Annotated in this window: 12 protein-coding genes; 7 read left to right on the top strand and 5 right to left on the bottom strand. The window is 70.3% G+C overall.

All coding sequences use genetic code 11. The features are described 5' to 3' along the window. Positions 1-100: 100 nt before the first annotated feature. Together cbiE and AB0H76_RS10130 are read right to left on the bottom strand one after the other, a co-directional pair. The gene (cbiE, locus tag AB0H76_RS10135) at positions 101-1,327 is read right to left on the bottom strand and encodes a precorrin-6y C5,15-methyltransferase (decarboxylating) subunit CbiE (protein WP_357320570.1); all 1,227 of its coding nucleotides are present in this window, start codon (positions 1,325-1,327) and stop codon (positions 101-103) included. An 8-nt stretch (positions 1,328-1,335) separates the two neighbouring features. After that, a complete protein-coding gene (locus AB0H76_RS10130) occupies positions 1,336-2,118 on the bottom strand; it encodes an SDR family NAD(P)-dependent oxidoreductase (protein ID WP_357320079.1) in 783 nt (260 codons plus the stop codon). 39 nt (positions 2,119-2,157) lie between these two features. Here AB0H76_RS10130 and AB0H76_RS10125 point away from each other — a divergent pair, with 39 nt between their 5' ends. Further along, the gene (locus tag AB0H76_RS10125) at positions 2,158-2,568 is read left to right on the top strand and encodes a PPOX class F420-dependent oxidoreductase (RefSeq protein ID WP_357320076.1); all 411 of its coding nucleotides are present in this window, start codon (positions 2,158-2,160) and stop codon (positions 2,566-2,568) included. Between the two features lie 67 nt (positions 2,569-2,635). On the opposite strand, the gene AB0H76_RS10120 is transcribed toward AB0H76_RS10125, so the two are convergent. Further along, the gene (locus AB0H76_RS10120; protein WP_357320073.1) at positions 2,636-4,066 is read right to left on the bottom strand and encodes an MFS transporter; all 1,431 of its coding nucleotides are present in this window, start codon (positions 4,064-4,066) and stop codon (positions 2,636-2,638) included. Positions 4,067-4,319: 253 nt separating this feature from the next. Here AB0H76_RS10120 and AB0H76_RS10115 point away from each other — a divergent pair, with 253 nt between their 5' ends. Continuing rightward, positions 4,320-5,270 carry an NAD(P)-binding domain-containing protein gene (locus tag AB0H76_RS10115; protein WP_357320567.1) on the top strand — a complete coding sequence of 317 codons (951 nt, stop codon included), beginning with the start codon at positions 4,320-4,322 and terminating at the stop codon, positions 5,268-5,270. Here the strand turns inward: AB0H76_RS10115 and AB0H76_RS10110 are convergent. Further along, the gene (locus tag AB0H76_RS10110; RefSeq protein ID WP_357320070.1) at positions 5,254-5,925 is read right to left on the bottom strand and encodes an alpha/beta hydrolase; all 672 of its coding nucleotides are present in this window, start codon (positions 5,923-5,925) and stop codon (positions 5,254-5,256) included. The genes AB0H76_RS10115 and AB0H76_RS10110 overlap by 17 nt on opposite strands. 115 nt (positions 5,926-6,040) lie before the next feature. On the opposite strand from AB0H76_RS10110, the gene AB0H76_RS10105 reads away from it, so the two are divergent. From AB0H76_RS10105 to fadD11, 5 genes are read left to right on the top strand one after another with little or no spacing between them, the layout of a single operon-like run. Next, positions 6,041-6,934, top strand: a complete 894-nt coding sequence (locus AB0H76_RS10105) for a metal-dependent hydrolase (RefSeq protein ID WP_357320067.1) — start codon at positions 6,041-6,043, stop codon at positions 6,932-6,934. Continuing rightward, positions 6,934-7,986 carry a PDR/VanB family oxidoreductase gene (locus AB0H76_RS10100; RefSeq protein ID WP_357320065.1) on the top strand — a complete coding sequence of 351 codons (1,053 nt, stop codon included), beginning with the start codon at positions 6,934-6,936 and terminating at the stop codon, positions 7,984-7,986. The genes AB0H76_RS10105 and AB0H76_RS10100 overlap by 1 nt, the downstream gene beginning before the upstream one ends. A gap of 26 nt (positions 7,987-8,012) precedes the next feature. After that, positions 8,013-9,476, top strand: coding sequence for an NAD(P)/FAD-dependent oxidoreductase (locus AB0H76_RS10095; protein ID WP_357320062.1), 1,464 nt, complete (start codon positions 8,013-8,015; stop codon positions 9,474-9,476). Then, complete coding sequence (locus AB0H76_RS10090) at positions 9,473-10,339, top strand: short-chain dehydrogenase/reductase (RefSeq protein WP_357320060.1); 867 nt, start codon at positions 9,473-9,475, stop codon at positions 10,337-10,339. Before AB0H76_RS10095 ends, AB0H76_RS10090 begins: the two co-directional genes overlap by 4 nt. Further along, positions 10,336-12,135 (top strand): fatty acid--CoA ligase FadD11, encoded by a 1,800-nt coding sequence (gene fadD11, locus AB0H76_RS10085; RefSeq protein ID WP_357320057.1) that lies wholly within the window; start codon positions 10,336-10,338, stop codon positions 12,133-12,135. Before AB0H76_RS10090 ends, fadD11 begins: the two co-directional genes overlap by 4 nt. Here the strand turns inward: fadD11 and AB0H76_RS10080 are convergent, their stop codons facing one another. Further along, on the bottom strand, positions 12,136-12,750 hold the full coding sequence (locus AB0H76_RS10080) for a helix-turn-helix domain-containing protein (protein ID WP_357320054.1): 615 nt from the start codon (positions 12,748-12,750) through the stop codon (positions 12,136-12,138). It lies immediately after the preceding gene. Positions 12,751-12,816 lie beyond the last annotated feature (66 nt).

Here is a 12,816-nt window from a genome sequence, read left to right as displayed (position 1 = left end):
CTAGTTTCCCATCAAGATTACGGACCCGAAGATCAAAGGTCGGATCTCGGGGCCGACCCTACCGGGGCCGCGCGAGGGAATCACCTGCAGAACGGGGATTTCACAGCGAGGCAGCCTTGGTGACCGACCACTGGGTGACCGGCAACTGCGGCCGCCAGGTCGTGAATCCGCCCAGCGGCTCGCCCCGATAAATCTGAAACTTCCGCAGTTCACCGCCGTGCTCGGCGGCCCAATTCAGTAGCAGCGCTTCGGATTCCGCCGTGACCACATTGGCGACCAGCCGCCCGCCCTGGCGTAGATGTGACCAGCACGTCTCGAGTACGCCATCCTGGGTCAGCCCGCCACCGACGAAAATAGCGTCCGGAGGCGTCAACTCGGTGGATATTTCCAGTTCCACCAGCACCTCGCCACGCACATCGAGGTGCGGGACGCCCAGTGCGGCGGCATTGCCGGCGATCTGCCGCCGCCTGGGTTCGAGCCGCTCGAAGGTGATGGCCCGGCACTCCGGATGGGTGCGGCACCATTCGATCGCGATGGTCCCCGACCCGCCGCCGACATCCCACAGCATCTCCCCGGGCGCGGGCGCCAGCGCGGACAGGGTCAGCGCGCGGATCTCGTGCTTGGTGAGCTGACCGTCGCCGTCGTAGCGGGCATCCGCGAGACCCGGAACCCGGGTCGACCGCGGGTACGCCGGATCGGCGACGCCTTCGATCGCGACGATATTCAGCGGATCGCCCGGTTCGTGCTTCCACTCCTGCGCGTCCGCGCCGTAGATCCGCTCCAGCGGGCCACCGAGTTGCTCCAGCACGGTCAGCCTGGACGCACCGAACCCGTTGCGCCCCAGCAATTCCGCGAGCTGCCCAGGGCTGTCCGCGTCGGCGCTCAGCACCAGCAGCCGCCGCCGGTCGGCCAGCTCCGGCAGCACCGTCGCGAGCGGGCGCCCCACCACGCTCACCACCGGCACCTCCGCCAGCGCCCAGCCGAGCCGCGCACACGCCAGCGACACCGACGACGGCTGCGGCAGCACCCGCAATGCTTCCGCCCCGAACAACCGCGCCAGACTCACGCCGATGCCGTAGAACATCGGATCCCCGCTGGCCAGCACCGCGACCGTGCGTCCCGCGTACTGCTCGAACAACCCCTCGAGCGCGGGCAGCAGCGGCGAGGGCCACGTCACCCGCTCCGCACTCACCTCCTCGGGCACCAGCCCCAACTGCCGCCCCGACCCGAAGAGCACCTCCGCCGCCAGTACCGCTTCCCGCGCGCCGCGTCCGAGCCCCTCCCACCCTTCGGCCCCGATCCCCACGACCGCGATCGGCTCTCCCACCCAGTCGGTCACCGGGGCATCCGTCGCCAGATCGACTGCGGCACAAAGCGAGTTGCCAGGAACACCAGGTTGAGGACACGCGGCACGGCGATCCGAGCCGCGCGTCGACGCAGGCCGTCGACCACCGCGTCGGCGACCTGTGGCGGGGTGCTGGAGAACGGGGCGGGTTCCATGCCCGCGCTCATACGCCCGATGACGAACCCCGGACGCACCAGCAGCAGGTGCACGGAACTGCCGTGCAGCGCGTCGGCGAGGCCGCTGGCGAAACCGAACAACCCCGCCTTGGCGGAGCCGTAGACGTAGTTGGCGCGGCGGACCCGGACACCGGCGATCGAGCCGAACACCACGATCTGGCCGTCGTCCTGGCCGCGCATCAGGTTCACCAGGTTCGTCAGCACGCTGACCTGGGCGACGTAGTCGGTATGCACCACGGCGACCGCGTGCGCCGAATCCTGTTCGGCGCGGGCCTGATCCCCGAGGACGCCGAACGCCAGCACCGCGACGCCGATGCCGCCGTGCTCGGCGGCGATCTTCGCCAGCAGCGCCGGATGGCTCGCGGTGTCGTCGGCGTCGAACTCGACGGCGTGCACCGCGGTGGCGCCGGCGGCGGTGACCGCGGCGATCTCCGCACCCAACTCCGCGGCGATCGCACCGGCCCGCCGGCGGCGCGCCGCCAGGATCACCACCCGCCCCGGCGCCAGCCGGAGCGCCACCTCGAGCCCGATCTCACTGCGCCCGCCGAGCACCAGCACCGGCCCGGCGGCGATCCCGCGTCCACCTCGCAATCCCATGCGCTCAGTCTGTCATCCTCGAAACGCTACGGTTCTCCCATGCCGACCACCGCCGACCAGCTCGCGCCCGCCGCCCTGGACTTCCTCACCGAGCGCCACCTCGCCACCCTCACCACGCTGCGCCCCAACGGCACTCCGCACGTGGTCGCGGTCGGTTTCAGCTGGGATCCGGAGGCCGGCGTCGCCCGCGTCATCACCGATACCAAGACCACCAAGGCCAACAATGTGCGGCGTGCGGGCTACGCGGCCGTCAGCCAGGTCGACGGTGCGCGCTACCTCACCCTGGAGGGCCCGGCCACCGTGCTGGAGGATGCTGCGAGCGTCCACGAGGCCGAGGACCGCTACGCCGCCCGCTACAAGACTCCCCGCGAGAACCCCACCCGCGTCGTCATCGCCATCCAGGTCACCCGCGTCCTGTGCAGCCGCAGCCTTCGCCTCGACCCCGCCTGAATCAGCTCCGGCACCAACGAATCCGCACCCCGGCACGCGTGCCGGGGTGCGGATTCGAACCGGCGGGTCAGCCGACGGCAGCCGGGACGGGCTCGGCGACCGGGGCGCTCCGGCGTAGGCCGGCCGCGCCGACGACCGCCGCCAGCACCGCCGCGATCACCGGTGCCAGCAGCGCCGTGCGCAGCGCCTCGATGCCGGTCGCGCCCGCGGCCTCGGCGGCCACGTGCACCGCGGTGACGGCGGAGATACCGAGGGCGAATCCGAACTGGATGGCGGTGTAGAGCAGGCCACCGGCCAGGCCGTGTTCGGCTTCGTCGATGCCGTCGGTGCCCGCGATCGTCAGCGGCCCGTAGACCAGGGCGAAGGAGACGCCGAGCAGCAGCAGCGCGGGCAGCATCGCCGCGTAGGCCCGGTCGATCTCCAGCGGCAGCAGGAGCAGGTAGGCGAGCGCGGCCAGGACCACGCCGCCGAACACCACCCGGGCATTACCGAAGCGCTCGACCAGGCGCGGGGTCAGCAGCGGCGCGAGGATCGCGTCGATACCGATCACCGCCATCGCCAGGCCGGTCTGCACGGTGCTCCAGCCTCGCAGTTCCTGGAAGTAGAGCGCGGCCAGGAACTGGAAGCCCGCGAACGATCCGACGAAGAGCAGCGCGATCACGTTGGTGCGCACCAGATTTCCCGAGCGCAGGATACCGAGCCGGACCAGCGGTTCGGCCACCCGCCGCTCGTTGACCACGAACAGCGCCAGCAGCAGCAGGCCGACGGCGAACACCGCGGCGGTCAGCGCCGGACGGTCACCGGCGTGCTCGAGCCGGACCACACCGTAGACCAGCAGCATCATCGCGCCCGTCACCGACAGCGCGCCCGTCACATCCAGCTTGCCCCGAACCTGTTGCGGCCCTTCGGCATCGCGCACCAGCGGAATCGCGGCGGCCAGGATCAGCGCCGACAGCACCACGGGCGCGAAGAACACCCAGCGCCAGCCCAGCGCGGTGAGCAGTCCGCCGACGACCATGCCGAGCGAGAAGCCGCCCGCCGCCACGCCGGAGTAGACCAGCAATGCGCGGTTGCGCACCGGCCCCTCGGCGAAGTTGGTGGTGATCAGCGACAGCCCGGCCGGGGCCATGAACGCCGCGGCGACGCCGGTGACGAAGCGCGCGGTCAGCAGCATCCACCCGCTGGTCGCGAAGCCGCCGAGCCCGGAGAACACGACGAACACCGCCAGCCAGAACAGGAATACCCGCCGCCGCCCGAACAGGTCGGCCACCCGCCCGCCGAGCAGCATGAAGCCGCCGTAGCCCAGGACATAGGCGGAGACGACGCCGGACAGCGTGCCGGTGGACAGCGCCAGGTCGGCGCGGATCGACGGGAGTGCCACATTGAGCATCGCGACATCGATGCCCTCGAGGAAGATGGCGCCGGACAGCACGGCGAGTACCGCCCAGGCCCGGCTGGACATTTCGGTGAAGACCGCGGTGGGTCTGGTGTGCAACATCGGATTCTCTCCAACGATCGGTTCCCCGCAGTGGGGTCGGTTACCTCTTGTTACCAAGGAGAGCTTCGAGCAAGATCGTTCGCTTGGGAAGACGGCACCTTTTTGTCACCCGGTTACCGCGGGGATACCGATGCCGAACAGGGTCGCGCACCGCATGATCCACGTCACGACCCGGCCGTGCCGCGGCCTTCTCACCAGGTCGCGTACTTCGACGTAATCAGCCACACCTGAAGGTGCGTACTTACGCCGCCCGATCGGCCCGGGCCACTATCGGTGCCTCAGCAACCGCAACCGAAAAGGGCACACCATGTCTCAGCAACAGCGCTCCGTCACCGTTATCGGCCTGGGCCCGATGGGCCGGGCGATGGTCCGGGCCTTCCGCAAGGACGGCGTCGAGGTGACGGTGTGGAATCGCAGCGCCGACAAGGCCACCGCGATCGCCGCCGAGGTGGGCGCGATCCCCGCCGAGTCCCTGCGCGCGGCGCTCGAAGCCAACGACCTGGTCGTGCTCAGCCTCACGCACTACGCCGCCATGTACGACGTCCTCGAACCGGTCACCGGGCACCTGGCGGGCAAGGTCATCGCCAACCTGTCCTCGGATTCACCCGAGCAGGCGCGCAAGGGCGGGGCGTGGATCCGTTCGCACGGCGCGGAATTCCTCTCCGGCGGTGTGATGTCGGCCGGGAACAACATCGAGCACCCGGCGTCCTACATCTTCTACAGCGGCCCCCGGGAGGTCTTCGACGCGCACGCCGACCTGCTGGGCCCGCTCAGCCCGCAGGAGTACCTGGGCCTGGACGACGGCCTGGCCCAGGTCTTCTATCAGGGCCTGCTCACCATTTTCCATCCGTGGCTGCTCGCCTTCGATCAGGCCACCGCGATGATCGAGCGCTCCGGTCACGATGTCGCGCAGTTCGTTCCGTTCGCCGTGCGGTCCAACGCCGCCTTCCCCTATTTCATGGCGGAGTTCTCGGTGGCGAACGCGGCCGGCGGCTGGGCCGACGAGGCAGGTCTGCGCATGATGGACGCGGGCGCCCAGCACATCATCGACGCCAGCACCGAGGTCGGCGTCGACGCGACCCTGTCCCGGACCGCGCAGGCGTTCTGGCGCCGGGCCGTCGCCGCCTCGGTGGCCGACGGAAAGCCGGTGTCCGCTTACGAACTCATGCGGCGGCCGGCGGAGCCCGTCACAGCTCCTCGATGAGGCGGGCCAGCCGGGCCGGTTCCTGCAGCATCGGCAGGTGGCCGGTGGCCAGCTCCCGCGCGGGTGCGGAACCGAGCTCGGCGGCGTACCCGCGTTGCAGGGCGGGCGGGAACTCCCGGTCCTCGGTCGTCACCACATAGCCGGTGCGTGCGGGGAATACCCGCTGCGACACCGGATCCCGGTACAGGCGCTGGGATTCCGGCGCGAAGTCGTCGATCAGCCGTTGCAGCGCGACCTCTTCGACGCCGAAGCCCACGCCTGCCCGAATCGCCTTGGCGGGCGGGCGGGTTCCCGCCAGCCGCATGATGAGACCGACGACGTAGCGCTGCGGGAACGGCAGTGCGCCCAGGAACGAGGTGCCGGGCGCGGGCACGGAGGCCGCGACGCCGAGCACCGCGGCGACGCGATCCGGCGCGATCGCGACGAGCTCGGCGGCCACCACACCGCCGATCGAGTGCGCGACGACGGTGAACCGCCCTTGCGGCGCCTGGGCCAGCGCGGCCTCGGCGTAGTCCCGCAGGCTCGCACCGGCCTGCTTCGGATAGGCGGCGACCACCGATTCGGCCGACAGCGCGGACCGGACGTCGTCCCAGATCCACGCGGGAAGCCCTGCCCCACTGAGGAACAGGACGGGTGTCGATTCTTCGAGCGGCAAGTCCACTCCCTCCGGTCGGGCTGCACGACAGGCAGCCCGGTCAGCGTAGCCGGGCCGGCAGACACCCATCATCTGCAACATTGCAATAGATTATGTTGCACTGTAGATTCTGGTCATGGCTGCGAACGCCGGCGCGACGAGGCGCCCCTACCGCGACGAAGCGCACGCGATTCACGCTCGCGACGTCCACTTCGACTTCGATTCGGTGCCGATGCACTACATCCCCGGCGAGGTGCTGGCGACGCACATCGTCAACGTCATGCACCTGGTACTGCCGGAGGGTGAGCGGGCGATGGCCCAGTGCCTGGCCGAGGCCCTGCCGCTGATCGACGACGAACGGCTGCGCGAGGAGGTGCAGGGGTTCATCGGGCAGGAATCGATGCACGCCAGCAGCCACGAGCGGGCGCGGGTGCATCTGCAATCGATCGGGCTCGACGTCGAGGGGTATGTCGCCGCGATCGGGTGGATGGTGGACCGGCTGCTCGGCGATCACGGGCTCGGCGGTCGCGCCCGCCAGGAGTGGCTGCGCGAGCGGCTCGGATTGTTCGCCGGGATGGAGCATTTCACCGCCGTGATCGGGGAATGGCTGCTCAACGCCGACATCCTCGAGGAGCGCGGCATGCATCCGGCCATGCTGGACCTGGTGCGCTGGCACGGCGCGGAAGAGGTCGAGCACCGCAGCGTCGTCTTCGACGCCTACATGCATCTGGACGGCAGTCACGCCCGCCGGGCCCGCACCGCCGTGCTGGCGACCGCGACGCTGCTGCCGCTGTTCATCGTCTCGACCGCGTACCTCTATCGCAGCGACCCCACACCGGGCAAGGGCCGGCACTGGGCGCTCCAGTTCGCCAGCGCGACCCGGCGCGGCGTGATCCCCAGCTGGACAACGTTTTTCACCGAGCTGCCGCGCTACCTGCGCAGCGGCTTCCATCCGTCCCAGCTCGGCCCGATGGACAAGGCGCTGCGCTACCTGGCGCACTCCCCCGCGGCCCGGGCGGCCGGGCACTGATGGAACTCGCCACCGTGCCCGCCGAATTCACGCCACCGCCGGGCCTGCGCCTGCTGGCGTCCGCGATGGACCTCTACAAGCAGGTCTTCGTCGCCGGGTCCGCCGCGCCGCTGCTGTCGCGGCCGGATCCGGTGCGCCGCAGCGGCTTCGACTTGAACCTCGTCGTCGACCGCGTCACCGCCGAGGCGGTCGACGTGCTGTCCTTCACGCTGCGCTCAGCCGACGGCGCGGCGCTACCCGCTTGGCGGCCGGGTTCGCACCTGGATGTGTTCCTGCCCTCGGGCGCTCAGCGTCAGTACTCGCTGTGCGGCGACCCGGACGATCTGTCCACCTACCGGATCGCGGTGCGGCGCCTCGCGGACGGTGCCGGCGGCTCGGTCGAAATGCACCGTGACCTGCGCTCCGGTGACCCGCTGCGGGTGCGCGGCCCGCGCAACGCGTTCACTTTCGTCCAGGCGCCGTCCTACCTGTTCGTCGCGGCCGGGATCGGCATCACCCCGATCCTGCCGATGGTGCGGGCGGCCGGGGCCCGGGGGCGGTTGATCTATCTGGGCCGGTCCCGCGAGACGATGCCGTTCCGCGCCGAACTACCGGGCGCGGAGCTGCGCCCCGACGACGAATTCGGCACACCGGACATCGCCGCGCTGCTCACGCGCGCCGAACCCGGTGCGGCCGTGTATGTCTGCGGTCCGCCGCCGGTGCTGGCCGCCGCGCAGCGGGCCATGTTCACCGCGAACCCGACCGGTTCGCTGCACACCGAGCGCTTCTCCGCGCTGCCGGTGACCGACGGCCGCGCGTTCGACATCACCCTGGCGCGCACCGGTCGCACCGTCCGCGTCGGCGCGGACGAAACCGCGCTGGCCGCGATCCGGCGGGCGGCGCCCGGCGCCGTCTACTCCTGCCGCCAAGGCTTCTGCGGCACCTGCAAGACCCGGGTGCTGGCCGGGGCGGTCGACCACCGCGACCGCACGCTGCCCGACGCCGAACGCGCCGATCACATGCTCACCTGTGTCTCCCGCGCGGCGGCGGACGCACTGGTTCTCGACCTCTAGCGATTCGAAGGGACGACGACGTCCAGATGGCTACTTCCACCCCCCACCGGCGCATCGCGATCGTCGGCGCGGGTTTCAGCGGTATCGGCTTGGCGATCAAGTTGCGCCAGGCCGGATTCGACGATCTGGTGCTGCTCGAGCGCGCCGCCGACCTCGGCGGCACCTGGCAGGCCAACACCTACCCCGGCTGCGCCTGCGATGTGCCCTCCCACCTCTACAGCTACTCGTTCGCACCGAACCCGGACTGGTCGCGCAAGTACGGCAAGCAGTCCGAGATCCTCGCGTATCTGCGCGCGGTCGCGACGAAACACGATGTGGTGCGCCATATCCGGTTCGGCACCGAGCTACTCGACGCCCGCTGGGACGAGTCGGCCGCGCACTGGCGGATCGCCACGTCCACGGGTGACCTCACCGCCGATTTCCTGATCTCGGCGACCGGACTGTTCGCCGAGGCCAAGTATCCGGCGCTGCCCGGCCTGGACACCTTCGCGGGCAAGGCTTTTCACTCACTGCACTGGGATCACGACTACGACCTCACCGGCAAGCGGGTCGCGGTCATCGGCACCGGCGCCTCGGCCGTGCAGTTCGTTCCGGAGATCCAGCCCCGGGTCGCCGAACTCGTACTGTTCCAGCGTTCCGCGCCCTGGATCGTGCCGCGTCTGGACCACAGCACGCACCTGCTGGAACGGCGGCTGCTGCGGCAGGTGCCGCTGGTGGGCAAGGCGATTCGCGCCGGGTGGTTCACCGCCATCGAGAGTTTCGGGCTCCCCGGCTTCATCGACAAACGCTTCCGGCACCCCTACGAGCTGCTGGGCCGGCTGCAACTGCTGCGCCAGGTCCGCGACCCGGCACTGCGCCGCCGGCTCACTCCCGACTACATGATCGGATGCAAGCGGGCGATCTTCTCCGATTCCTATCTCCCCGCCCTCGATCAGCCCAACGTCGAGGTGGTCACCGACGGCATCGCCGAGGTGCGGCCGCACTCGATCGTGCTGCGCGACGGCACCGAACGCGCGATCGACACCCTCATCTACGGCACCGGATTCACGTCCACCCCCAGCGCCTTCGAGCGCGTCACCGGTCGCGACGGCGTCTCGATGGCGCAGCTCTACCGCACCCGGCCGCAGAGTTATCTCGGCGCCACCCTGGCGGGCTTCCCGAACTTCTTCTGCACGCTCGGGCCGTTCGGCGCCGCGGGCAATCAATCGGCCGTGTTCATGATCGAATCGCAGATCGCCTACATCGTCGACGCGCTGTCCACGGTGCGCACCCGGGGTCTGCGCACCGTCGCGGTGAAACCCGAAGCGCAGCAGGGCTTCCTGGAGGAGATGCGGCAGCGCAGCACCGACACCGTGTGGGTCACCGGCGGCTGCGTGGGCTACTACCAGACGCCGGGCGGCCACAACGCCGGGCTGTATCCGAACTGGAGTTTCGAATACCGCAGGCGCACCAGCACATTCGATATCGACGCCTACGAGGTGAGCGCATGATCGGCAGCGCACTGCGCCGCATTCTCGGTACCCAGTACGACGTGCGCGGCAAAACCGTGCTCATCACCGGCGCGGGCCAGGGTATCGGCTACGAACTGGCCGGGATCCTGCATCGCCGGGGCGCCGCGGTCGCCCTGGTCGACATCGACGAGATCGGCGCCGTCGCCGCCGCGTCGATGCTCGGCGAGCGCGCGCTGCCGATCGGGGCCGACGTCGCCGATCGTGCCGGCATGGCCGCGGCCGTCGCGCGCACCGTCGAGCATTTCGGCGGCCTCGACGTCGTGATCGCGAACGCCGGGGTGGTGCCGGAACCGGCCACCCTGCGCACCATGGACCCCGGCACCTTCGATCGCGTCCTCGCGATCAACCTCACCGGCGTGTTCAATACCGTCCGGCCCGCGCTGGATCACATCGTCGCCGCGCGCGGGCACGTGGTCGTGGTGTCCTCCTGCGCGGCGTTCGCGCCGGGCATGGGCGGCTCGCCGTACATGATCAGCAAGGCCGGCGTCGAGCAGCTCGGCCGGGCGCTGCGCGTCGAACTCGCCCCGCACGGCGCCACGGCGGGCGTCTCCTACTTCGGCATCGTCGACACCGAGATGACGCACGCCACCCTGGACCGGCACGCCCTGGGCCGCGATATCGACAACCTGCTGCCCTGGCCGCTGAACGTGCGCATCACCGCGACCGAGGCGGCGCGCACCATCGCCGACGGCATCGCCGCCCGCGCCGCCCGCACCATCGCCCCCGTCGGCTGGGAGCCGTACGCGCTGCTGCGCGGCCTGGTCAACATCGCCCTGGACCATCAGCTGACCCGCGACCAGCGGGTCGCCCGCCTCATCCGAGTTCTGGAGAACGCCTCGTGAACCCGCCCTTCGAAACCCTCTGCGCCGCATTCCAATACAACGCGGCGCTGGATCCGGACGCCGTCGCGCTGCGGACACCCGGCGACGCGCAGACCTTGACCTGGCGCGAGTACGCGCGTCGCGTCCGGCAGGCCGCCGCGGGCCTGGCCGCGCTCGGCGTGCGCCGGGGCGACACCGTGGCGTTGATGATGTCGAACCGAATCGACTTCTATCCCTTGGAGATCGGCGCGCAGCATCTCGGCGCCACCTCGTTCTCGGTGTACAACACGCTGTCCGCCGAGCAGCTCGCGCACGTGCTCGGCAACGCGCGGGCGCGGGTCGTGCTGTGCGAGCCGCAGTACGCCGAGCGGATCCAGGCCAGCGGCGTCGCCGTCGAACACATCGTGTGCGTCGACGAGGCGCCACCCGGGCTGCTGTCGGCCACCGAACTGTTCGCCGCCGGACAGCCGGACTTCGACTTCGAAACCACGTGGCGCAGTGTGCGACCCGACGACATCGCGACCCTGATCTACACCTCCGGCACCACCGGTAACCCCAAGGGCGTCGAGACCACCCACGCCAACCTGATGTTCGAGGCCTATGCGGTGGAGCAGGTCCTCGGCATCCGGTTCGGCGACACCATCACCTCGTTCATGCCCTCCGCGCACATCGCCGACCGGCTCACCGCGCTGTACTTCCAGGAGGTCTTCGGCACCCAGGTGACCTGCGTCGCCGACCCCAAGCAGATCGCGCCCGCGCTGGCCGAGCTGCGGCCGACCATTTGGGGCGCGGTGCCCCGGGTCTGGGAAAAGCTGAAGGCCGCTATCGAATTCGGCGTCGCGAACGAACCGGAGGAACCGCGCCGCCAGGCCATGGCGGCCGCGCTGGCGGTCGCCGCGCAGCGCAGCGCGCACCAGCTGGCGGGCACGCCCGTGCCGGCGGAGCTGGAAGCCCAGTGGGCGCGCGCCGACGAGCTGGTGCTGTCCGAACTGCGCGCGAAACTGGGTCTCGACCGGGTCCGCTGGGCCATGTCCGGCGCCGCGCCGATTCCGGCCGAGACGCTGGGATTCTTTGCCGGGCTGGGTATTCCGATCGCCGAGATCTGGGGCATGTCCGAACTCACCTGCATTTGCAGCGTCAGCAGCCCGGCCGAGGCCACCCCCGGCACCGTCGGGCGGCTGCTGCCGGGCATGGACGCCAAGCACACCGACGACGGCGAACTGCTCGTGCGCGGGCCGCTGGTCATGCGCGGCTATCGCGACGAACCCGCGAAGACCGCCGAGGCCGTCGATGCCGACGGGTGGCTGAGCACCGGCGATATCGTCACCATCGATGCCGACGGCTTCCTGCGGTTGGTGGACCGCAAGAAGGAGATGATCATCAACGCCGCCGGCAAGAACATGTCGCCGGCCAATATCGAGAACGCCGTCAAGGCGGCGACGCCGCTGATCGGGGTGATCACGGCGCTCGGGGACGGGCGGCCCTACAACACGGCACTGATCGTGCTCGACGCCGAAGTCGCCGGATTGCTCGCGCAGCGGCATGGGCTGGCCGACGCGTCCGCGCCGACGGTGACCACCGCCCCGCAGGTCGTCGCCGCGCTCCGGGCCGCGGTCGCCGCCGGGAACTCGCGGCTCGCCCGGGTCGAGCAGATCAAACGGTTCCGGGTGCTGCCGGTGTTCTGGGAGCCGGGCGGTGACGAGATCACGCTCACCATGAAGCTCAAGCGGAAAGTCATCGCGGCGAAGTACGCCGCGGCGATCGCCGAGCTCTACGCCGCCGAGCTCGCGCCCGGGGTGCACGAACCCGCCGGATAGTCAGCCGGTGACGAGCGGCAGCAGGTAGGTGCGCGCGAATTCGGCCATCTCCGAGTCGGATTCGAAGCGCACCGTGATGTCCGGCAGCAGGATGAAGGAGTGCACCACGCGGCACGCGACCTCCATCCGGGTCATCGCGTCCGGGATCTCGGGCAGCACACCGCGTTCGGTGGCGCGCCGCACCGCCGCCGCGGCCGCCGCCACCGACAGGGTGAACGCGGGCGCGCCCTCGGTGGTGAGGCTCGCGATCACCCGGGCGGGCTCCAGGGTCAGCATGCGCTGGGCCAGCCGGTGATCGCGCCAGCGCGTGAGCACCGTGACGAACATGTCGGCGACCAGATCACCGGCGTCGTCGTGGCGTTCGGGCAGCTCCGCCAGCTCGGTGAGCACCGCCTGGACCTCGCGCCCGACCACCGCCTGCACCAAATCGTCGCGCGAACCCACCCGGCGGTACACCGTGACCCGGTCCACCCCCGCCTTGCGCGCCACGTCCTCGACGGTCGTCTTCTTGAACCCCACCGACTCGAATTGGACCAGCGCCGCGTCCAGGATCCGCGACTCGATGCTGTCGTCGACATCGGGCGGGGTCACAGAGGATTTCGACGCGGCAGCCACATCCGCGACGCTACCAAAGGAGGCCGGGTGCGCAACATTTGCCCCTATTTGTTGCTGCAACGGATC

Origin of the sequence: Nocardia sp. NPDC050712, from assembly GCF_040654295.1 — a bacterium.
Classification (GTDB): Bacteria; Actinomycetota; Actinomycetes; order Mycobacteriales; family Mycobacteriaceae; genus Nocardia.
This window is presented reverse-complemented; position numbering and strand designations above follow the sequence as displayed.

Excerpts from the sequence above, each read along its gene's own strand:
- AB0H76_RS10105 (WP_357320067.1), top strand. The coding sequence starts at position 6,041 with ATGGCTGCGAACGCCGGCGCGACGAGGCGCCCCTACCGCGACGAAGCG.
- AB0H76_RS10120 (WP_357320073.1), bottom strand. The coding sequence starts at position 4,066 with ATGTTGCACACCAGACCCACCGCGGTCTTCACCGAAATGTCCAGCCGG.
- AB0H76_RS10095 (WP_357320062.1), top strand. The coding sequence starts at position 8,013 with ATGGCTACTTCCACCCCCCACCGGCGCATCGCGATCGTCGGCGCGGGT.
- AB0H76_RS10090 (WP_357320060.1), top strand. The coding sequence starts at position 9,473 with ATGATCGGCAGCGCACTGCGCCGCATTCTCGGTACCCAGTACGACGTG.
- AB0H76_RS10100 (WP_357320065.1), top strand. The coding sequence starts at position 6,934 with ATGGAACTCGCCACCGTGCCCGCCGAATTCACGCCACCGCCGGGCCTG.
- AB0H76_RS10125 (WP_357320076.1), top strand. The coding sequence starts at position 2,158 with ATGCCGACCACCGCCGACCAGCTCGCGCCCGCCGCCCTGGACTTCCTC.
- AB0H76_RS10130 (WP_357320079.1), bottom strand. The coding sequence starts at position 2,118 with ATGGGATTGCGAGGTGGACGCGGGATCGCCGCCGGGCCGGTGCTGGTG.